A 20052-nucleotide genomic window follows, 5' to 3' on the forward strand; every position below is an offset into this window, starting at 1 on the left:
AATTGTGTAACCGCTTATACTTAATGAGCGTTCACAAGGTCGACATATTTTTCGCGGATGTACGACAAACTAAAATCACTGAAGGAGTGGGGAGAGAAAAGAAAACGTAGAATAAGACAGCGGACTTATGACAAAACATGTGCCATTATTACTCATCTTACATACGGTCATGAGGACATTTACTTAATGAAGAAGCGGGGATAGAACATGAATCAACTTGAAACCGGGGGAACAGAACAGAAAGCGGAGAACCGTTCCGCAGCATCTTTTTACCGTACGATCTGGCGGTGGCACTTCTATGCCGGAATTATCTTTGCACCATTTCTCGTCATGCTGGCCGTGACGGGATCAATCTACTTATTCAAACCACAAATCGAGAACGTCTTGTACCAGAAATATTATGAAGTGAGTCCGCAAGAGGACCGGATTTCAGCGACGGAACAAATCAATGCCGTCAAAACGAAGCATCCGGATGCCAGTATCACAGCATACCGCCCGGGGGAGTTCGAAGACCGGTCGAGTGAAGTGAAGATTGCAACGGCCGAGGCGTCTTCGACCGTCTTCGTGAATCCGTACACCGGAAAAATCATCGGCGAACTGGCGGATGATGACCGGATCATGAATAAAGTCGAAGAGATTCACGGTGAACTGATGGCAGGGACAACTGGGGACCGGATTGTCGAACTTGTTGCTTGTTGGGCAATCGTCTTAATCGTAACGGGATTATTTTTATGGTTCCCGCGTAAAAAATCAACCGGTTGGTCCGGTGTCTTGATTCCGCGTCTGCGTCAAGGAAAAAAAGTCTTCCGGCGTGACTTACATGCGGTACCGGCCTTTTGGATTACAGCCGGGATGTTATTCCTGATTTTGACCGGATTGCCGTGGTCCGGTTTTTGGGGCACTAATTTTCAATCGCTTGCCACCAATCAAGGATTTGGTTATCCACCATCGATTTGGGGAGGGGATGCTCCGGTATCCGCCGTCCAAACGAAAGATGTGGCAGAAGTCCCGTGGGCAGCCGAGACGCTTGACGTTCCAAAATCAAACGTCGAAGGACTTGTTCCGGCATCGATTGACGATATCGTGTCGATTGCGAAACAACAAGGAATGGACCCGAGCTTCGCTATCAGTATTCCGAGTGATCCGGCAGGTGTCTATACCTTGTCGGCGTATCCGGCGAAAGCGGAAAAGGAAGCCACAATCCATCTTGATCAATATTCCGGAGCCGTCTTGGCAGATTATCGTTTTGATAACTATGGTTTTGTCGGTAAAGCGGTCGCGCTCGGGATTACTTTGCACAAAGGAACGGAATTTGGTCTGATCAATCAATTGATCAGTTTAGCGATTTGTCTCGGAATCATTTTAGTCGCGGTCAGCGGATTCTATTTATGGTTGAAACGGAAACCAGGCAAAGGGATGGGCGCACCAAAAGGACCGCCGGCGAAATCAATCAAGTGGTTTATTCTCGTTTTGATTGCGCTTGGCATATTGTTCCCGCTGGTTGGTCTGTCGTTAATCGTTGTCTGGCTGGCCGATTTCTTCATCATCCGACGGATTCCGGCTGTAAGGAGGTTTTTGAATGCGTAAGTCAATCAAAGGCATTTTACTAAGTGGACTGATTGTGACAAGTAGCGGTCTTGCAGGGTGTGCGGTCACATCGGACGCGGCCCAGCAATACGCTGTTGCCATCCCTTTATCGGTAAAATTTGAAATTCCGAAAGTACTGAAAGCCGATCAGGAAAAACAGTACCGATTCGGAGCGACACTGTGGCAGGATCAAAAAGCAGTCAAAGAAGCGGAGTATGTCCATTTTGAAATCTGGAAAGCAGATGGAACACTTCAGTACAGTATGGAACCGGCAGATGAAACGAAACCGGGAGTTTATTCGATTGAGAAGAAATTGCCGAAGGAAGGTCTGTATTACATCAAGGTCCATGCCAGCAGTAACGGAGCTATGATTATGCCGACACGGCAATTCATTGTCGGTCAACTGTCCGCCAACGATTTAAAAATCTTACAGGGCGGTGCCAAACCTGCCGGTGGAAGCAGTGGGCATCATCATTAAAAAATCATTAATTTAAACATCCGAAACGGGTGGTGGACAGTGTCCATCATCCGTTTTTTGATGTAAACAATATTTTTATTTTCTGTGTAAAAATATTTTTTATAAAAAATGTGAAAAAAGAAAACTATTTGTGAACTGCTTACGTTATCTGTGTGTAGTTTAAAAAATCAAAGGGGTGTTCATAAGATGAAGATGAAAAAGTCGTATCTCGCCGTCCCACTCAGTGCCGCATTATTGATTCCAGCAGCAGGCGTCAGTGCCCATGGTCATGAAGATCATAGCAAGATGTCCCACAGCTCGGGCAAAGTATCACTAGATGTCTCGTCTCCCGCATCGGATTTGCGAGCGACGCTTGATCAGCTTTTATCTGAACATGCTTATTTAGCAGTCGTCGCCATGCAAAAAGGCATTGACGGCAAAAAAGATTTTGATCAAGCAGCCGCTGCGTTGAATCAAAATACGGATGATTTATCGGCAGCAGTCGGATCCGTCTACGGGGATGAAGCCGGCGAAGCGTTCAAAAAGATTTGGTCAAGTCATATCGGTTACTTTGTGGATTATGTCAAAGCAACAGGCGCTAAAGATGAAGACGCTAAACAAAAAGCGTTAAAAGAACTGGATGAGTACCGCGTCGAACAAGCCGCTTTCCTCGATCAAGCAACAGAAGGACGCTTGAAAGCAGCAGATCTAGAAGCCGGATTAAAAGTCCACATTACGCAATTGTTGACCTCATTCGACAGTTACGTTGCCGGTGATTATGACGCCGCCTACAGCAACATGCGAAAAGCGATCGAGCATATGTACATGGTCGGAGAAGGATTATCGGGCGCCATCGTTACGCAGTATCCGGATAAATTCAAAAATACGAAAGTCGATACACCGGCTGCCGACCTCCGTGCCGGATTGAACCGGAACTTCTCGGAACATGCGGCACTCGCTGTCCTTGCGATGCAAAAAGGAATCGACGGAGCGAAGGACTTTGATGCGGCAGCAGGAGCACTTGGTGAAAACACAGACGATCTGACAGCGTCAATCGGTTCTGTCTACGGCAGTGAAGCCGCGCAACAATTCAAGAAAATCTGGTCGAGTCACATCGGCTACTTTGTGGATTACGTGAAAGCGACAGGTGCGAAAGACGATCAGGCACGTGACATGGCCGTAAAAGAATTGGATGAATACCGTGTCGAGCAAGCTGCTTTCCTTGATGCCGCAACGGAAGGTCGCCTGAAATCAAAAGATCTCGAAGAAGGACTGAAGGTCCACGTCGATCAATTGTTACTGGCCTTCAACAGCTATAATGAAAAAGACTACGACAAAACGTACCCGGCAATCCGCGAAGCATACGGTCATATGTACGGAGTCGGTGAAGGAACAGCGACCGCAATCGTCGATCAGTTCCCGGATAAATTCAAAGGCGCACCGGCCGGTATGCCGAACACCGGTCTTGGTGGAACGGCTGAATCACAATCATCCACATCAAACGGTATCCTTTGGTCATTACTTGGAATCGCAGCCGCTTCGATCCTCGGATTCTTCGGACTTCGCGGACGTCGCTCACAACACTAATCGGACAACCGAACCCGCTGGAAACAGCGGGTCTTTTTCTACACATTTTCGGTCAAAGGAGGAGTTTACGATGAAGATCAAATGGTTTGTGCTGTTTATTCTGGTCTTGTTCGTCGTTCAGCCGTTTTCAGTCTCAGCTCACACGAGTCTAACGAATTCAAATCCGTCAGAAGGTGAAGTCATACAAGGCGACTTGGAAAAAATTCGTTTGAATTTCGATACGGCGATTGAAAAAACCAGTACGGTCGAACTGAAAACAGCTCAAGGTGACGCGGTTCCGCTTGAAAAGCCCTTGATTATCGGTAATGAATGGAGTGCAGCCGTTCAACAAAAACTTGAGAGCGGAACGTATCTCATCCGCTGGACATTGATTTCGGAAGACGGACACCCGGTCGAAGGAACGATTCGATTCGACGTAAAAGCGGCCGTTTCTTCCACGCAGGCTTCTGATGACAAAGACGTCGAGCCGGCGGCACCGGAACCGCAACAAGCGAGTATCGTTCCAACTGAATCCGCAGAAACTGTCGAACCGGGACTGTTTCCGACTTTCTTACCTTGGCTTGTGGCAGTCCTTGTACTTGCGATCGTCATCACACTGTTCCTACTCCGTCGCCAAAAACGATCATGAGTGGCATCGTCAGTGAACTGCTCATCTATATCGGCGGGGCACTTTGGGCAGGGCGGCTGTTGCTTTTGTTTATTTCAGAAGATAAAAAACCGGCAGTCGGTCAATTGGATGGTCTTGCGTGTGCAGCACTCGTCAGCATCGTTGCAGGAGCCGGCTTTCCGTTATGGCGTGTAGTTTCTTACTTTCAGCAGGAGATGGACTTATCCCTCCGTGAAGCGTTACAGGCTGGTCTGTTTGAAGTCCGGATCGGCCAGTATTTTTTGATGGTGTATTTTTCAGCACTCGTGGCACTCATCATCGTGTTTATGAAACGAATCCCGCTCATCAAACGGTGGTTGCTGCTTGGTATAACAATCCCGCTCTTTCTTGGGCTTTCCGGAACCAGTCACGCCACAGCGAAGCATGGCCTGCTGGGGATTGTGTTACAGACCAGTCATTTTAGCCTGATGGCGTTTTGGGTTGGAGTCGTATTCGTCATCGGTTGGTGTGCCCGGGACTCTAACCAATGGTTGTCGTTTTTACGCTGGTTCAGTCCGTTCGCCCAACTGACGTTTTTAGGGGTCATCGTGACCGGATTTTTCCTGATGCGTCAAAGCGTTCCGTTAAGCGAGTACCGCAATGCCTGGAATGTCCCGTATGGCCAGGCTTTGCTCTGGAAACACCTGTTGTTAATCCCTTTGCTTGGTTATGCATTCATTAACGGGACACTCGTCAAACGGCGGTTACAGAAGGAACCGGTCTTTGATCCGCGGCGTGGTCTGCGTTTTGAGAGTCTGATTCTCGGTTGTATCTTTTTTGCGACAGCGACCTTGAGTAATCTGGAACCGCCGGATTTGAACACTCTTGGAGCAGTCAAGCCGATTCTTTGGTCAAACATCGTTCTTCTCTTAACAGGCGGTGGAAGTATCGGACTGTTGCTGTTGGCCTATCAGAAACGCCTGCCGTTCCTGCTTGGCAGTCTGTTCAGTCTGCTTGGTGTCAGCCTCATTTATATTGGATTGGTATATACGCCTTAGCACAGTCACCTTCGGAATCCGGGAATGGTGGCTTTGTTGCGTCCGGAGAAGTGACAGAGCGATCATTTTAAAAATTAAAAGATAGTTTTTCTGAAGAAAACATCCGTGCCTGATTTTCGGCGACATGCAGGAGTGGAAACTCGGTATACTGAGGAAAAGAAGGGGAGGGACACGTGATGAATACCTTACCGGAAACGGATTATTATGAAGCGCTCGTCCGTCGTGATGCCTCGTACGAGGGGACATTTTTTGTCGGCGTCAAGACGACGGGGATTTTTTGCCGGCCGACCTGCCCGGCTCGGAAACCGAAGCAACAGAACTGCGAATTTTTTGAGACGGCGAAAGAAGCGTTACTCGCCTCGTACCGGCCGTGTTTACGCTGTAAACCGCTCGCTTATCCCGGGGACAGTGATGTCATTAGCCGCTTGGTTGCTGCCGTCGAAGCGAGTCCCGAGAAACGGTTCAAAGATGCCGACTTCCGGGAACTGGGGCTTGATGCCTCGACCGCCCGGCGACAGTTTAAGAAACGGTTCGGGATGACGTTCGTTGAATATGCCCGTTCCCGCCGGATGGGACTGGCGATGAAGGAAATCCGCAAAGGACAACCGGTCATCGAAGCCCAGTTGGCGAGCGGTTATGAATCAAGCAGCGGCTTCCGCGATGCGTTTGCCCGCATCATGGGCGAGACACCGAAACGCTGGGACGGAACATACCTTCAAGCGAAGTGGCTCGACACGCCACTCGGACCGATGCTTGCGATTGCCGATGAGCAAGGACTGCATTTACTCGAGTTTGTCGATCGTCGCGGACTGGAACGGGAAGTCGAACGCCTGCGGCTCTCAGCCCGTGCGGTCATCATTCCCGGTGACACGCCAATCTTCGAGCAGGTAACAGTTCAACTGGAAGCATACTTTGCCGGCGAACGTGACCGGTTCGACCTTCCGCTGGTTCTGTACGGGACGCCGTTCCAGAGACAGGTCTGGGAACAGTTGCAACAGATTCCGGCGGGTGAGACGATTTCCTATCAGGAACTGGCCGTCCGCGTCGGGAATCCGGCTGCTGTCCGTGCTGTCGCCCGGGCAAACGGCGCCAATCAACTGGCGATTTTGATTCCCTGTCACCGGGTCATCCGCTTGACGGGCGATCTCGGTGGATATGCCGGCGGCTTGGCACGAAAAGCGGCCTTATTAAAATTAGAACGGACGAAGAGAGGATTGAATCACGTATGAGTTTGATTAAAGATGTGTTTACGGATGACTGGCTGAATCGATTGGGGAAAGCGGTGCAGGCACCGGACTTCAAAGACGTCGTCCAAGGGGAGGACTGGGAGGAACTGGCGTTTAAACAACGAGTCCGTCGGATTGCGACTGAGCTTAACCGTTATTTACCGGCTGACTTTGAGCAGGCGGCGACGCACCTCGAAACGATTGCCCCGGAGTTTCCGGGGTTGCCGGGCATCGTTTTTCCGGACTATATCGAAGTCTATGCGCCGGATGACGCCTGGGACCGGGCGATGGTAGCACTGGAACGGCTGACACCGCACTCGACATCGGAATTCGCTGTCCGCCGTTTTCTGCTGGCAGATCAAAAACGATTTTTAGAGGTCGCGACGCAATGGAGTCACTCGAATGACGAGCACATCCGGCGCTTGGCGTCAGAAGGAACCCGTCCGCGTTTACCGTGGGGACAGATGATTCCCTCACTGATTGCGAATCCGCGACCGGTCTTGCCGATTCTCGATGCACTGCTCGAAGACGATGCGTTATATGTCCGGAAAAGTGTTGCCAATCACTTGAATGATATCGCGAAGACTCATCCGGAACTCGTCATTGAACGGTTGGAGCGGCTCGGAACGCATCCGCATACGGATTGGATTTTACGTCACGCGTCACGAACTCTGTTGAAACAAGGCCACCGGGATGTCTTAAAAGCCTTTGGACTCGTTACGCGTGGAACTGTGACGGTCGACGAACTGACGGTCACACCGACACTGGCAATTGGCGGAGAACTGGCTTTTTCCTTTCACGTAACGACAACCGAACCGCAAGTGTTGCGAATCGAATATGCGATCGACTATGTCAAAAAGCGGGGGACGAGTCAAAAAGTCTTCCGGATCAGCGAACGGCAGGTGACGGGACGGGAGACGTTTGCGAAACGGCAGTCGTTCCGGAACTTGACGACGCGCGTTCATTATCCGGGTACGCACCAGCTGACGATTCTGATTAACGGAGAAGCCTATGCGACGACGGAGTTTGATGTCACGAAGGAGGAAACAATATGAACGGTCGCCATCCGGACTTTACGACATCCCGGTTATCTGTTGAGGCAACTGATACGACAAACGGTTGTGTCTGGACATTACAGACACGGGATAGACAACAGATTGCAACGATTCAGTTCAGCGGTCAGCAACTCAGCTATGACGCAATTGATCCGACCGACCGGGCGGGCTACATCGAAGAAGCATTGACGGTCATCGTCGCGTATCTGGCGCGGACGCTGTTGTTGCCGTTCGTGACCGGACGGGATGGAGAAGCAGTGGTTTGGCTCCGAAATGGGTTTCATGCTGACGGACCGGTCTTTCGGCGTGACTTGATGCATTGAAGTGGGGAAAATCATGAAACAAAGTGAGCCAAGAATCGTCTTTCCTCCACTCGCTTTTCTCAGGCGGAACGCAAGCCGCGGTCGTCCTCGGACGACCGGGTCTCGCCTGTTCCTGACGGAAGCACGCTTCCTTTTCCTGTAGAAGTCGAGTGGAGTCGACGATTCTTTTGAATAAACAAAAATAAAACCGTCTCCTCAGAAACCGTGCTTCTGAAGAGGCGGTTTTTCGTGTTGGGATTACGGTTCTGAGATGCCGTTCGCGAGCAACAATAAAAAGGTGATGACGGATAACGACAGTAAAAAGGCAATGTTAGCCAAGATACTGAACCATTTGACGTACTGATTGGTCGAACGGAGACCAAGCACCAACGAAACGATATAGCCGAGTCCGACCAAGACGTTGAGACCAATCGGCACCCACAGGCTCAGGTTCGGAAAAAAACGTCCGCTCAGTAAATAGGACGTCAGCATGTTAAACAGCAGCAAACCGAGCGTCAGGAAAACCGGAAAATACGTCTGCTTGGATTGATTCATCGTTCGACCAGATTCGTTGACCAGTTAAAGTGTTGGCAAATGGCGTCGGCACTATCGGCGGCTGAGCGTCCCTCGGTATCGAGCCTTAAGTAATTCGGATACGGCAGTTCCCCCGGAAGTGAATGCGTCCGGTACTGTTCGGCGGTTTCAAGCAGGTTGGCTTCCGACGCAGCGATGTCCCGTTTCGTAAACTTATGTAGTAGGCGGTTCTCGGTCTGATTCCGGGCAAGACGGGTCGACAGGGCAGCTTCAAGTTCAATGATGAAGACTTCGGCACCGGCCTCTTCAAACAGTTGTACGGTCTCTTCGATAAATTCGATACCTCCGCCTTCGACGCCGAACAGGCACAAAAACGTAAAGATCACGCCTTCCAGGTCACTGACCGCCATCTCCTTAAACATCTCCCGCCGGATCAAGTCCTTCAGCTTATGGTGCGCCGGCTTCGTAAAGTCAAAGTACGGATGTAACAGGTCGATCGTCTGATGGTTGTGGAATAATTTCATGCCCGTTTTTTGTTCGAGTTCCTGACCAATCGTCATTTTCCCGACGGCTTGCGGCCCGAGTAACATCACAAACTTCATCCGTGACACCTCTTCCTTTTTTTGTTAATACTAGCACAGAAATTCGGAGTGTTCATATTAGAACGTTTGTTCGTAAAATGGTATAATAGCAATAAGAAATGTTGCTGTTTTTTCGACCGAATGGAGGTCATTGATTATATGGAACACTGGAAGATGGTAGACGGTTATGAAGGGATGTATCAAATCTCAACAGCGGGGAACGTCCGGTCGCTCGACCGGATCATCGAGACGAGCCGTGGTGTTAAACAACGTCGACATGGCGTTGTCTTGCGATCGCGGATCAATCAGGAAGGCTACCGGAAAGTCACGTTATACAAACAAGGACGGGGCGAACGGTATTATGTCGGGGAACTTGTCGCGAAAACATTTATTGACAGTGAAGCGGTGCAGGAGCGGGTTATCCGGGCAGACGGTAATCGACTGAATGACCAGATCGACAATCTGACGGTCAAACCGTCCGTGAGTCAAGCGTATGCATCGCTCCTTGACGAGTTCGAGTCGCTACTGAGTCAGCACATTGACTTGTCGCCACGACAGATTCGTGACATCCGCTACCGCTATCAAGCAGGTCAGTCGATTCGCCGGTTAGCGATGGCGTATCAGGTGACGGAAAACCGGATCCGTAACATCATCGACAAAAAGGAAGCCCAGTATATTAGTTAAACGACGAACGGACCCTGTGCTTGAGGCACGGGGTCTGTTTGTCTTTAATGGGACGGACCGACAATCGTCCGGTTGAGGGACTCGATTTGTTCGCCAATGATGTGACCGTGCTGTTTCAGTTCCTGTTGCCGGGCACTGTTGGCCTGCATGTTTGCTTCAAGTGACTGACTGTAGTGGGTCAGTTCAAACAGAATCGTTTCAATCAGTTGAAAATGTTCTCGAATCCGCGGTTGGACCGAATAGACGAGCGACCGGTCCGTCTCGACCTGGACGAGTGCGGATTCAATCTGTTCCGCGTTATCCAAAACGGAAGCAATCCGTCGGGTGCTCTGTTCAAGCTGTTCGTGTGTTGTCTCGATTTGGGTCGTCATCTGGACAACATCTTGTTCGATCTGCCCGATACTCGCCGTCAAATCCCGATTCGCCTGGTTGATGTGATCGATACTCCGCTTGATGTCGAGCGCAAGTGACTCGACCTCCTTGGCGACGATGACAAAACCGCGGCCTTCGTCGCCGGCGCGTGTTGCTTCGATTAGGGCGTTGAGCGATAAGCGGCGTGTCGCTTCCGCCACCTGTTGGATGTAGCGGATCGAGGCATGCATTTGTTGATTGCGTTCAGTCGCTTCTTCCAGTGACTGTGACGTGTTGACAGACAGAGTCCGTAACAACGTTGTATCCTGTTGCAATGAGTCGAGGATTCGATGACTCGTCGTCGCTTCGTCATTAAAGGAGCTGACCCGTTGATGGCTCGTTTGGATCGACTCGTCCATCGTGGCGAGTGCTTCAATCGAGGTCGTCAACAGTTGCCCGGATTCCATGATGATCTGTTCCATCTGCGTCGACTGGTCCGTCAACGATGTCGCCACTTGATGGACATCAACGATAGATTCATCAATCGATGCGAGTTGGGACGAAAAACCGGGTTGAGTTGCCTCCAGCCGTTCGCTCGCAATCGAAATTTCTTGCGTCAAGTTCCCGACTTGTTGCATTAGTTGGTTGTATTGAAACGTCAATTGCTGTAATTCAAACGTCGTCGTCTTGATGCTAATCGGCTGATAGGTCCGTCGTGCATAGGCTTCTTCAATCTTTAAGGACAAGACGGACAGCGGAGCAAGTTGTTTTTTGATGCGGGCCCGGATCAACAGACTGACAAAACAGAGGACGATGATTCCGAGCACACCGAGTTTCAAGGCGAGTGCCTTAGCGGGTGCGACCAATCGTGCTTGATCGACCGATAAGAACAGGACATCATTCACTTCTGGAATCGACATCGCGAGAATAAACCGGTCGTTGCTCGTAAACGTCATGACGCGTGTTTTCTTCAATTGTTGCGTCACGTCTTTTTTCTGTTGCGCCGTCAACGTCAACGGTTGAAGGGCTACGTTTTTGGTTGCAAGCGACTGAATCGCCGCATCGTACTCGTCCCGTGCCATATCGGCGAGTTGCTGATTTTTTAGACGTTTGATGGCGCGTGTCCGTTCCTGTTCGTCTTCCGGATACGCCAAGTAGATGGAGCGGATATTGGCATCGAGCATCGTCATTTCGCGTTCGAGCCGTTCGCTGACGGATTGCGTCGACGCGCGGTAGAGTTCTTCAACGCTTAAGGCACTGATCAGTAACAGACCCACCGCGACGATTGGGATCAGCCAGTTGTTTAATTGTTGGGCCAATAATCTTTTTTTCTGTGTAGGTTGCTTCATTCGTTTTATCGCCTCCATGCTTCCTATCGGAAAGGAATGAGGCATAATTTATGAAGGCAACGTAGCGTTCTTGTAAAGGTTCAGTCCGCAAAAAAAGACATCCGAGGATGTCTGCTGTCAGCTGGCATGGGGCAGATAAGCCGAGACGAAACTCGTCGTCATCTGCAGGAGCTGTTGTGTTTCTTCTTTTGGTTCTGACGTGACATAAATAATCAGGGCAGCGGCGACGGCGACAAAAATAATGATGACGAGAATGACGAAGAACGGCATCTTGCTTTTCTTTTTTTCCTCTTTCATATCCATGATGCGATTACCCCCTTATGAAGTAGAAACAGTCTCTTTGAACTGATTCCCTGATGAAAAAAATGGAAACCTGTCAGAGTGCTTGAAACAGGTAAGAATTAGTCCGATAAAGAACTATAACGTGTAGGGAATTAGTTTTACATAAGGGGCGTGCAGCATGTTGAGTCAGTTTAATCAGTTTCTGTTGAATTTTTCGTTATTGATCACGTCACTGTTATTTGCCTTTTTACCACTTCGACACGTCAAACGCATTTCACCGGCGTCACCGGTCAAGCTTCGTATTCTGGTCGGATTCATTGCCGGGTTTATCAGTGTCCTGCTTGTTCTGAACAGCATTACGTATGATGGCGCAAAAATTGATTTACGGCTCGTCGCGCTTGTCACGGCGTTTTATTACGGCGGCTGGGTCAGTGCCGGCATTACGACGCTCGCGATTCTTGGCGCCCGGTTTGCCGTTACGCCGCCGGGGGCTTACGAAGGGTTGATCCTGACCGGTTTAATTTGTATCGCTTTACTCATCACGGCAAGTATTTACCGTCGATTTGCGTCGCATACACTCAAAGATTATTTAGTCTTAATCGGTATCGGGATTGGTTACAGTTTACCTGCCCTTTATCTATTAACGGAGACATTTAACCGATTTCTTGAAATCGCCTTGGTCTATATCATTTTCATTTTACTGGGCGGTTATGTCACGTACCGTTTCCTGCAGGAACTGCGCAAACATTTCCAGTTCGTTCAGACCCAGCAGGAGCTTGCTTTGACGGACGGGCTGACGAATCTCGCCAACCGCCGGAAACTGGATGAGACGCTGGCTCACTATGATCAACACGGCTATGCGTTTTCCGTTCTGATCGTCGACATCGACTTTTTTAAATCGGTCAATGATACGTATGGACATGACGGGGGGGATGTCGTTTTGCGACAATTAAGCCACCTGCTCGAACACTGTTGTCCGAATCAGGCGCTCGTCGGACGTTACGGCGGGGAAGAGTTTGTTGTCTTGTTGCCGGACATGCCGCTTAAAGAAGCCGTCCGCCTCGGGGAAACGATTCGCTTGGCCTGCGCCGATCAACATTTTGTCTTCAGCACGTATCCGGCATTCCATGTCACGTTATCGATCGGGGCGGCCTCATCGGATCAAGGCGAGACATCGTTTGAAGTCGTCCAAAAGGCCGACCAGTCCCTTTATCAAGCGAAACAGACGGGACGGAACAAGGTCGTCGGTTACAGCGAAGAATAATCCAACACCAACAGGCGGGCTCCTCGGAGTCCGCCTGTTTCATGCTGCATGTAAAACTTATTCGCCGACCATCCCGTCATGGTCATTGTCCCGCATATGCGGATAGAGCCAATGGTCCTCCGTGATCGGCATGGCGAAACCGGCGTCCTTCGCCTCTTGGATCGTGACTTGTCCGTTGCCGTCAGTGTCGACGGTTGAGACATCACCCGTGTCCGGAGCAGGTGCCGTTTCAACAGTGGCTTCTGCTGTCTTGTCCTCGTCTTCTGTCAAACCGAGTGCCGCATTGACTTCATCCGGACTCACATTGTCGAAGTCATCGACGATGACATTGCCCTTTAACGTGTACGTGTACCGATAATGGGACGGAATTTGCGTCTTGCTATCGGGGTAGGTGATGATCGCCTCAAAATCCGTCACGTCACCGGCTTGGCGGATACTGTTCTCCATATAGGCTTGATCGCCGTGGCGGTTGAGTGTGCTGTCCTGCGGCGTGATGTTGTAGGCGTTCGAGACACCACCGAGCGAATCAGCGATGACATGTCCCTCGTCTAACTGAGGACTTTCGACACCGGGGACTTTCGCTTCGTCCGAATAATAGCGACCGGATGACGTCACGTCTTCCGTATCCTGCTGGAGCGTGATTTTTTTAGCAGTGACTTTAACGAGTTGCGCGTGTTCATTCGTAAAGGCCCAGTACTCGCGGTCGCCAAAACCAATGTTGACGACGACATTGGGTTCCCGGTCACCGGACAGATCGCCGCCGTCGACTTCAATCGGTGTATAGCCGGGGAACGACTCGTTCTCGGAAGAGACGGTCGACTTGTTTTCCTGAACCGATTCCGTTGCCTCTGCCTCGGCCGTTTCTGCGGAAGGGGGATCAGCAGGTGTTGTCTCTTGCTGTTTTTCTTCGGTCTTCTCTGCGGAAGGCGTTTCTTGAGACGCCGCCTGGTCGACCTTTGGTGCCGGCGCAGATGATTCTTCCGCAGCACATCCCGTCAACAGCAGGGCGGCTAACGGGAAAGCAAAATAAGTAAAGGATGATTTCATCAGTGGACTCCTCGCGTGTCATGACATACTTGTCCATTGTAGAAATCTTCCAGTCCGAATACAAGGTGATTTTTAATATCTAACTAATTTCAATATATCGTAAGACACCTTTCGGAGAAATCGCCATAAAAAAACACGCCACAACGCGTGACGTGAGAAAAATCGTATGCTCGATAATGCACCTCTTCTTCAAGCGAAGGCAAGCTGCTGAAAAATCTGATGCCGTTCAAAGGCAGTTAAGATGCTCGGTGCAATCTGTTGCCGAATCAGTTGTTCATCTGCCCATAAATAGGCGTCATGTTCTTCTGATAACATTACACTGCTGGTCACGGCTGTACAGAAGTAGACCAGCAGGATGACCTGGCGATTGGGATGCGTCAGAATGCTCGAGGCATAAGCAATTTTGTCGACCGTGACCGTCAACCCCGTTTCTTCCCGGATTTCACGAATCAGACTATCTTCCGGTTGCTCCCCAAAATCGATTTTTCCACCCGGACATTCCCACGTCCCGCCATCCGAATCGCTAGCAGCACGCTGAACGATCAAAATCCGGTTATCGTGCCGTACGATCCCTTTGACGGCCGTTACGATGGTTGACATGTCATTTCCTCCTTTCGCTTTAGCACAACCGCTTCCGGTCCTTCTTGTTGAATCAACTGACCGTCTTGCAAATGAATCCCGGTGCGTTCCGGTAAGCCGTAACCGAAACGACTCTGTGTTGCTTCAAATGCCTGCAACAAGTTCGTCTCTTCCTGCCACGTATCATAGGACGGAAATCACGGCGTCCATTAGACCGAGTCCTTCAAGGACAAGCGCCTTGCCCGCCCGTCGATCGATCGCGGGAATCCGGCATTCATTTGGTGTCAGTAAGGCGCCGGCGGAAAATCCGGCGACCGGAACACCGTGTTGAAACCGGTCTTGAATGGTGGCTCCGATTGGCGTCTGCACGATGAACTCTTGGTACAGTTCCGTTTCCCCACCCGAGATGATGATGCCGGCGCAGGTACTCAGCTGCTCGAGTTGGTCGTCTGTTGGACTTGCGGACAACGGCAAGTGGAAAAATGCTGTCGCACCACAAGCGGTTAACATCTCCGTATAGATCGGCGCGTAATCGGACCAGAACGAACCGGGACGCGGCACATACAGTAAAGCGACGGGACCTGTCCCGTTCAAACAGGAGACAAACGTTTGACACAAATTCGGCGTAAACGGGGGACCACCGCCAAATAAAAAGAGTTGTTGGGTTGCCATCAATCGGACCTCCATTTCATCCGATAATTGTCATTATTCGATTGTATACTGATTGATTTCTTCATGCAACTCACGGGAAAGGGTGTAGATTTCTTCCGTTAACGTATGGACAACATCCATCCGTTCGCTGAACGTCAACGATTGTTCGGATGCCAGTTGATTGTTTTCGGCTGCGGCCAACACGCCGCTCTGCAAGTGTTCCGCCTGTTGGACGAGATGGGACGCCGTCTCCAAGACGTGACGGTTGGCATGAGACAGGGAGGTCATCTCTGACGTGACACCTTTGGATTGCGTCACGATCGCATCAAACGAACTGGAAGCTTGAGCGACCCGGCGGACACCGTCTTGCGCGGCTTCCGTTCCACGTTGCATCGCGTCTTGCAGGTCCGTCGTCTCTACTAAAATCGAATCGATCGTTTTCTGAACTTGGACCATCGCCTGCTTTGATTGCTTCGCGAGATTCTGGATTTCCCGTGCGACAACGACAAATCCTTTCCCTTGTTCACCGGCCCGTGCCGCTTCAATCGATGCGTTGAGTGAAAGGAGATTCGTTTCACTGGCGATCGCCTCGATGATACTGATGATTGCCAGAACATTTTGTGACGCATCCTGGACGCGGTGTGACTTGATCGAAGCTTCCTGCATCGTCTCTTGAATCACGTCCATCTGTTGGTTGACGTCCTGTAAATCCGTTTGTCCGTTCGCCGCCAATGTCTCCGACTGCGTCGTACTTGAGACGACGAGCAAGGATCTCAGCCGTCTGTTCGATCGTGACCGCAAGGGACTGTAATTCGGCTGTGTATTGATCAAAGGTACAGGACTGAGTCTGCGCGCTAGTGTAAAGGAACGATCTTTGGAGATGTATGATATTTACTTATAATTTAAAAAACGAAACAATTTTAGTTTGAATATCAATTATATGTTAAATTATTCGCTGGATAATTGTAATATGTGGTTATTTAATGATAAAATATGTATGAAAAAAAATAAGTGTTTGTGAGGTGACGAAGTGTCAATTAATCTTTTAAAGGGACAAAAAATTGATTTGACAAAAGGGAGTAAAAATTTAACGAAATTGGTGGTTGGTTTAGGATGGGATCCAGTTAAAACAGAATCATCGGGTTTCTTAGGTTCTTTATTCGGCAGTTCTACAAATAATATTGATTGTGACGCTTCAGTACTGATGCTCAATGAACAAGGAAAACTACCTAGTCAAAATCATGTGGTTTATTTTGGAAATTTATCCAGTGCATGTGAAAGTGTAAAGCATGCAGGCGATAATTTAACGGGTGAAGGTGAAGGTGATGATGAACAAATCTCTATTTCATTAGATCGTGTACCATCATCAGTTCATAAATTACTTTTTATAGTAAATATTTATGATTGTGAAAATCGTAAACAAGAATTTGGAATGATTCAAAATGCTTACATTAGAATACAAGATGCATCTACTGGAAGTGAACTGTTAAAATTTAATTTAACTGATAACTTTAAAGGATTAACTTCTCTTGTTACAGGAGAAATTTATAGACATAATAATGAATGGAAGTTTAATGCTATCGGCGACGGAACAAAAGATAAATCATTAAGTTCAATTTTATCAAAATATATTTAAAAAAATCATTTTTTTAAGGAGAGATTATTATGACAGTTTCATTATCAAAAGGACAAAAAGTAGATTTAACAAAATCAAATCCTGGTCTAACTAAATTAGTAGTAGGTTTAGGATGGGATACAAATAAATACGACGGTGGAAAAGATTTTGATTTAGATTCTTCAGTGTTTCTTCTTAATAAAGACGAAAAAGTCAATTCAGAACGTGATTTCGTGTATTTCAACAACTTAGTTGGTGGAGAAGGTTCTGTTGAACATAGTGGTGACAACTTAACTGGAGAAGGTGAAGGAGACGATGAACAAGTCAAAATTGATCTATCATTGATTCCTCAAAATGTTGAAAAGATTTCATTTACAATTACAATTCATGAAGCAGATTCGCGTAGTCAAAACTTCGGTCAAGTTACTAATGCATTTGTCAGAATCGTTGATGAAGCTACAGAAAAAGAATTGATTCGTTATGATTTAGGAGAAGATTTTTCAGTAGAGACTGCAATTGTAGCAGCAGAATTATATCGTCATAATGGCGAATGGAAGTTTAATGCAATTGGTAGTGGATTTAACGGTGGCTTAGGAGCTTTAGCTAAAAACTTTGGTTTACAAGTAGGTTAAATAAGAATTATTAGAATAATAAAGAGCGCTTTTAGCGCTCTTTATTATTGACTGTACATTTAGTTTTTTCAGCTTCAAATAAAAAGTTGAGAAAGAAAAACTAATAACTAACTAAAATATGAAGAGAATCATCGTATGAAATCTAAAAATGAAATTTCATAATTCTCTTATGGAGAGGAAAAACAATGCAGTATTTTTCATACTTAGAAAGCAAAATAAAAGATGATCTCTTTTATCAATTACCTGTATCTTTCAATAAATTTACGCATAAAGAGTTGTTGGCACATTCGTTAGGCGCGCTTCTTTATACACCAGGAACTCGACAAGATATATCAGATATTATTATAAATAAAAAATACGAGGGTTTACTATCAATTGCTATTTGTCTAGAAGATAGTATCGGAGAATCTGATGTGGAGTCTGCAGAAAAAAATGTAATTGATCAACTAAAAAAATTAAGCCAATATTATAATGGAACTTTAAGTGATTTACCCTTGATTTTTGTGAGACCAAGAAATTACGATCAATTTGATAAAATGCTAAATAAGTTAAATAAACTAGAGTTATCAGTTCTTACAGGTTTTATATTTCCAAAATGTTCGAAAGATTCGCTAGAGAATTACTTTAACTTAATAAAAAAAATCAACTTAAAATTTTCAATACACCTTTATGCTATGCCAATATTAGAAACAAAAGAAATCATTTTTGTAGAAAATAGAATAAAAACTCTGTTAGAAATCAAAGAGGTTTGTGATAGGCACTCTCAAATCATATTAAACGTAAGAATAGGAGCTACTGATTTCTCAGGTGTCTATGGATTAAGAAGAAAACCTTATCATTCAATCTATGATATTTCAGTTATAAATGCATGCCTTTCAGATATTATAAATATATTTGGACGGGTAGAGGCTCAATATACTTTATCTGCACCAGTGTGGGAATATTTTAGTAATGAAAAAAATGGGAAATCGACGTTCGGTGAAGTTCCCTTAAATATAAATGATTCTGGTTTAATTAAAGAGCTACTCTTAGATAGACAGAATGGTTTAAGTGGAAAAACAATAATACACCCTTCTCATATTTCACCAGTTAATTTTATGCAAATAGTTGAAAAAGAAGATTATCTGGACGCTATTATGATTCTAGACAGTTTAAAAAGCGGTGGAGTAAAAAAAAGTACATATGAGAACAAAATGAATGAGATTAATCCTCATAAAGAATGGGCTAAGAAAATTATTGCAAAATCAAATTTATTTGGGGTGTTTGAAGATGGATACAGTTACAAATCAATATTCGAAATCGATATTGAAAAAGCAACGCAATTATAATGAACAGATCGAAGTTGAGATCACGGAAAATTTATTTGATATTCCGCTCAATGATGTTTTTCTTTTAGCTGAAAGACAAAATAAAAAGCGAAAATTTTTATTTGTGAGTCCGTTGTTGGGAAAACACCTTGCGATTAAACCCCAAGTACTATTTACAGTAGGACAAGCCCTTGCCTACTGTTTAAATTTCACTATAGGATCGTTTAAAGATATACAAGAAGAAAATCGATTAGAAAAAAAATTTAATAGAGAAGTGTTTTCAACCCTTGATACATGTGAAATAACTAATAAATATGAAGGTGAATCATTATTATTCTTAGGGTTTGCTGAAACAGCAACTGCACTAGGGCAAGTCGTGTATCAGTGCTTTACTAATACACAGTATGTACATACTACGAGAGAACATATTAAAAATAAAGAACCGATATTTACATTTGAAGAAGAACATTCTCATGCTGTTGATCAGTTATGTTATTTTGATCAAACTTATGTAAATAATAATAAGACTATTGTTTTAGTTGATGATGAAATCACTACAGGTAAAACTGCTTTAAATATAATCAAATCAATTCATAAAATGTTTCCTAGAAAACGTTATATAGTGCTATCAATTTTGAATTGGATTTCTGAGGAAGCGCAAAAAAGTATTAATTCTTTAGAAAAAGAATTAGATATAGAAATAATCTTTTTATCTTTAGTAAAAGGAAATATAGTTGGTGAAGATACCCTTTTGATTGAAGAAAATCATTCTTATTCATTACAAGAAAATGATGATAAAAATAAAAAAATTTCATATCATTCTATTTATGAAAAATTCACCAAAAAAAATAATTTTATTTACACTGGGAAAAGTTCTACACACTTGAGTATAACAGGACGTTTTGGTATTAAAAGTGCACAAAATGATAATATTCTTAGCTATGCCAAAGAAGTTGCTGAATATATATCTAACAAAACTTCATCTACTAAAACGCTATGTATAGGAACGGGAGAATTCATGTATTTACCACTGCTTGTGACTAAGCATTTAACTTTTGACTGTCGTTTTCAAGCTACTACCAAAAGTCCTATTATCCCAAAACGAACTGAAAATTATCCTATTAAAAGTAGACATGAATTTAAAAACCCTGAAATATCTAGTGAAACAAATTATTTGTATAATTTAAAAAACATTGAAGAGAAACAAGTAATAGTATTCTTAGAAAAAAATTTAAAGGATGTAGATTTAAAAGGACTTTCTTCAATTTTAAAAACCTTAAATTTTGTAGAAATACATTTTGTGTCATTTATGTAAAGG

Annotated in this window: 23 protein-coding genes; 14 read left to right on the forward strand and 9 right to left on the reverse strand. The window is 46.2% G+C overall.

What is annotated here, in order from left to right:
• Positions 1-207: 207 nt before the first annotated feature.
• The 8 genes from R7V76_RS03350 to R7V76_RS03385 all read left to right on the forward strand — a co-directional run bounded on the left by R7V76_RS03350 (position 208) and on the right by R7V76_RS03385 (position 7879).
• Positions 208-1587: a PepSY-associated TM helix domain-containing protein gene (locus R7V76_RS03350; protein WP_318091254.1), complete on the forward strand. Its 1380-nt coding sequence runs from the start codon at positions 208-210 to the stop codon at positions 1585-1587.
• Positions 1580-2065, forward strand: coding sequence for a FixH family protein (locus R7V76_RS03355; RefSeq protein ID WP_318091255.1), 486 nt, complete (start codon positions 1580-1582; stop codon positions 2063-2065). The genes R7V76_RS03350 and R7V76_RS03355 overlap by 8 nt, the downstream gene beginning before the upstream one ends.
• A 186-nt stretch (positions 2066-2251) precedes the next feature.
• A complete protein-coding gene (locus R7V76_RS03360; protein ID WP_114596970.1) occupies positions 2252-3631 on the forward strand; it encodes a copper amine oxidase in 1380 nt (459 codons plus the stop codon).
• A gap of 70 nt (positions 3632-3701) precedes the next feature.
• Entirely contained in the window at positions 3702-4259 is a 558-nt protein-coding gene (locus R7V76_RS03365) for a copper resistance CopC family protein (protein WP_318091256.1), read from the forward strand.
• A complete protein-coding gene (locus R7V76_RS03370; RefSeq protein ID WP_318091257.1) occupies positions 4256-5275 on the forward strand; it encodes a copper resistance D family protein in 1020 nt (339 codons plus the stop codon). The genes R7V76_RS03365 and R7V76_RS03370 overlap by 4 nt, the downstream gene beginning before the upstream one ends.
• 173 nt (positions 5276-5448) lie before the next feature.
• On the forward strand, positions 5449-6504 hold the full coding sequence (locus R7V76_RS03375; RefSeq protein WP_369835128.1) for a bifunctional transcriptional activator/DNA repair enzyme AdaA: 1056 nt from the start codon (positions 5449-5451) through the stop codon (positions 6502-6504).
• Positions 6501-7556, forward strand: coding sequence for a DNA alkylation repair protein (locus tag R7V76_RS03380; protein ID WP_318091258.1), 1056 nt, complete (start codon positions 6501-6503; stop codon positions 7554-7556). Before R7V76_RS03375 ends, R7V76_RS03380 begins: the two co-directional genes overlap by 4 nt.
• Entirely contained in the window at positions 7553-7879 is a 327-nt protein-coding gene (locus tag R7V76_RS03385; RefSeq protein WP_318091259.1) for a hypothetical protein, read from the forward strand. The genes R7V76_RS03380 and R7V76_RS03385 overlap by 4 nt, the downstream gene beginning before the upstream one ends.
• A 237-nt stretch (positions 7880-8116) precedes the next feature.
• Here R7V76_RS03385 and R7V76_RS03390 read toward each other — a convergent pair whose 3' ends face one another.
• Both R7V76_RS03390 and R7V76_RS03395 read right to left on the reverse strand, forming a co-directional pair.
• Positions 8117-8413 (reverse strand): hypothetical protein, encoded by a 297-nt coding sequence (locus tag R7V76_RS03390; protein WP_318091260.1) that lies wholly within the window; start codon positions 8411-8413, stop codon positions 8117-8119.
• On the reverse strand, positions 8410-8994 hold the full coding sequence (locus tag R7V76_RS03395; RefSeq protein ID WP_318091261.1) for an AAA family ATPase: 585 nt from the start codon (positions 8992-8994) through the stop codon (positions 8410-8412). The genes R7V76_RS03390 and R7V76_RS03395 overlap by 4 nt, the downstream gene beginning before the upstream one ends.
• A 138-nt stretch (positions 8995-9132) precedes the next feature.
• Here R7V76_RS03395 and R7V76_RS03400 point away from each other — a divergent pair, with 138 nt between their 5' ends.
• Entirely contained in the window at positions 9133-9657 is a 525-nt protein-coding gene (locus R7V76_RS03400) for an NUMOD4 domain-containing protein (protein ID WP_318091262.1), read from the forward strand.
• A 44-nt stretch (positions 9658-9701) separates the two neighbouring features.
• Here the strand turns inward: R7V76_RS03400 and R7V76_RS03405 are convergent, their stop codons facing one another.
• Both R7V76_RS03405 and R7V76_RS03410 read right to left on the reverse strand, forming a co-directional pair.
• Positions 9702-11357, reverse strand: coding sequence for a methyl-accepting chemotaxis protein (locus R7V76_RS03405; protein WP_318091263.1), 1656 nt, complete (start codon positions 11355-11357; stop codon positions 9702-9704).
• A gap of 117 nt (positions 11358-11474) precedes the next feature.
• Positions 11475-11660, reverse strand: coding sequence for a hypothetical protein (locus tag R7V76_RS03410; RefSeq protein ID WP_318091264.1), 186 nt, complete (start codon positions 11658-11660; stop codon positions 11475-11477).
• Positions 11661-11817: 157 nt separating this feature from the next.
• Here R7V76_RS03410 and R7V76_RS03415 point away from each other — a divergent pair, with 157 nt between their 5' ends.
• Entirely contained in the window at positions 11818-12903 is a 1086-nt protein-coding gene (locus tag R7V76_RS03415; protein WP_318091265.1) for a GGDEF domain-containing protein, read from the forward strand.
• Between the two features lie 57 nt (positions 12904-12960).
• Here R7V76_RS03415 and R7V76_RS03420 read toward each other — a convergent pair whose 3' ends face one another.
• The 5 genes from R7V76_RS03420 to R7V76_RS03440 form a co-directional block, all read right to left on the reverse strand.
• Entirely contained in the window at positions 12961-13950 is a 990-nt protein-coding gene (locus R7V76_RS03420; protein WP_318091266.1) for a DNA/RNA non-specific endonuclease, read from the reverse strand.
• Between the two features lie 189 nt (positions 13951-14139).
• Positions 14140-14550, reverse strand: coding sequence for an NUDIX hydrolase (locus R7V76_RS03425; protein ID WP_318091267.1), 411 nt, complete (start codon positions 14548-14550; stop codon positions 14140-14142).
• The gene (locus R7V76_RS03430) at positions 14535-14690 is read right to left on the reverse strand and encodes a hypothetical protein (RefSeq protein WP_318091268.1); all 156 of its coding nucleotides are present in this window, start codon (positions 14688-14690) and stop codon (positions 14535-14537) included. Before R7V76_RS03430 ends, R7V76_RS03425 begins: the two co-directional genes overlap by 16 nt.
• A gap of 22 nt (positions 14691-14712) precedes the next feature.
• Positions 14713-15201 (reverse strand): Type 1 glutamine amidotransferase-like domain-containing protein, encoded by a 489-nt coding sequence (locus R7V76_RS03435; RefSeq protein ID WP_318091269.1) that lies wholly within the window; start codon positions 15199-15201, stop codon positions 14713-14715.
• A 33-nt stretch (positions 15202-15234) separates the two neighbouring features.
• A complete protein-coding gene (locus tag R7V76_RS03440) occupies positions 15235-15948 on the reverse strand; it encodes a methyl-accepting chemotaxis protein (protein ID WP_318091270.1) in 714 nt (237 codons plus the stop codon).
• A gap of 262 nt (positions 15949-16210) precedes the next feature.
• Between R7V76_RS03440 and R7V76_RS03445 the strand changes: the two genes are divergently transcribed.
• From R7V76_RS03445 to R7V76_RS03460, 4 genes are all read left to right on the forward strand, one after another.
• The gene (locus R7V76_RS03445; RefSeq protein WP_318091271.1) at positions 16211-16816 is read left to right on the forward strand and encodes a TerD family protein; all 606 of its coding nucleotides are present in this window, start codon (positions 16211-16213) and stop codon (positions 16814-16816) included.
• Between the two features lie 29 nt (positions 16817-16845).
• A complete protein-coding gene (locus R7V76_RS03450; RefSeq protein ID WP_318091272.1) occupies positions 16846-17427 on the forward strand; it encodes a TerD family protein in 582 nt (193 codons plus the stop codon).
• A gap of 185 nt (positions 17428-17612) precedes the next feature.
• Positions 17613-18755 (forward strand): HpcH/HpaI aldolase/citrate lyase family protein, encoded by a 1143-nt coding sequence (locus R7V76_RS03455; protein WP_318091273.1) that lies wholly within the window; start codon positions 17613-17615, stop codon positions 18753-18755.
• Complete coding sequence (locus tag R7V76_RS03460) at positions 18697-20049, forward strand: phosphoribosyltransferase family protein (RefSeq protein ID WP_318091274.1); 1353 nt, start codon at positions 18697-18699, stop codon at positions 20047-20049. The genes R7V76_RS03455 and R7V76_RS03460 overlap by 59 nt, the downstream gene beginning before the upstream one ends.
• The last annotated feature ends 3 nt before the right edge of the window (positions 20050-20052 follow it).

The sequence above is a fragment of the Exiguobacterium artemiae genome, from assembly GCF_033342815.1.
Taxonomy (GTDB): domain Bacteria; phylum Bacillota; class Bacilli; order Exiguobacteriales; family Exiguobacteriaceae; genus Exiguobacterium_A; species Exiguobacterium_A artemiae_A.

Coding starts and splice junctions, on each gene's coding strand:
- R7V76_RS03350 (WP_318091254.1), top strand. CDS start 208: ATGAATCAACTTGAAACCGGGGGAACAGAACAGAAAGCGGAGAACCGT.
- R7V76_RS03355 (WP_318091255.1), top strand. CDS start 1,580: ATGCGTAAGTCAATCAAAGGCATTTTACTAAGTGGACTGATTGTGACA.
- R7V76_RS03360 (WP_114596970.1), top strand. CDS start 2,252: ATGAAGATGAAAAAGTCGTATCTCGCCGTCCCACTCAGTGCCGCATTA.
- R7V76_RS03365 (WP_318091256.1), top strand. CDS start 3,702: ATGAAGATCAAATGGTTTGTGCTGTTTATTCTGGTCTTGTTCGTCGTT.
- R7V76_RS03370 (WP_318091257.1), top strand. CDS start 4,256: ATGAGTGGCATCGTCAGTGAACTGCTCATCTATATCGGCGGGGCACTT.
- R7V76_RS03380 (WP_318091258.1), top strand. CDS start 6,501: ATGAGTTTGATTAAAGATGTGTTTACGGATGACTGGCTGAATCGATTG.
- R7V76_RS03385 (WP_318091259.1), top strand. CDS start 7,553: ATGAACGGTCGCCATCCGGACTTTACGACATCCCGGTTATCTGTTGAG.
- R7V76_RS03390 (WP_318091260.1), bottom strand. CDS start 8,413: ATGAATCAATCCAAGCAGACGTATTTTCCGGTTTTCCTGACGCTCGGT.
- R7V76_RS03395 (WP_318091261.1), bottom strand. CDS start 8,994: ATGAAGTTTGTGATGTTACTCGGGCCGCAAGCCGTCGGGAAAATGACG.
- R7V76_RS03400 (WP_318091262.1), top strand. CDS start 9,133: ATGGAACACTGGAAGATGGTAGACGGTTATGAAGGGATGTATCAAATC.
- R7V76_RS03405 (WP_318091263.1), bottom strand. CDS start 11,357: ATGAAGCAACCTACACAGAAAAAAAGATTATTGGCCCAACAATTAAAC.
- R7V76_RS03410 (WP_318091264.1), bottom strand. CDS start 11,660: ATGGATATGAAAGAGGAAAAAAAGAAAAGCAAGATGCCGTTCTTCGTC.
- R7V76_RS03415 (WP_318091265.1), top strand. CDS start 11,818: ATGTTGAGTCAGTTTAATCAGTTTCTGTTGAATTTTTCGTTATTGATC.
- R7V76_RS03420 (WP_318091266.1), bottom strand. CDS start 13,950: ATGAAATCATCCTTTACTTATTTTGCTTTCCCGTTAGCCGCCCTGCTG.
- R7V76_RS03425 (WP_318091267.1), bottom strand. CDS start 14,550: ATGTCAACCATCGTAACGGCCGTCAAAGGGATCGTACGGCACGATAAC.
- R7V76_RS03435 (WP_318091269.1), bottom strand. CDS start 15,201: ATGGCAACCCAACAACTCTTTTTATTTGGCGGTGGTCCCCCGTTTACG.
- R7V76_RS03450 (WP_318091272.1), top strand. CDS start 16,846: ATGACAGTTTCATTATCAAAAGGACAAAAAGTAGATTTAACAAAATCA.
- R7V76_RS03455 (WP_318091273.1), top strand. CDS start 17,613: ATGCAGTATTTTTCATACTTAGAAAGCAAAATAAAAGATGATCTCTTT.
- R7V76_RS03460 (WP_318091274.1), top strand. CDS start 18,697: ATGGATACAGTTACAAATCAATATTCGAAATCGATATTGAAAAAGCAA.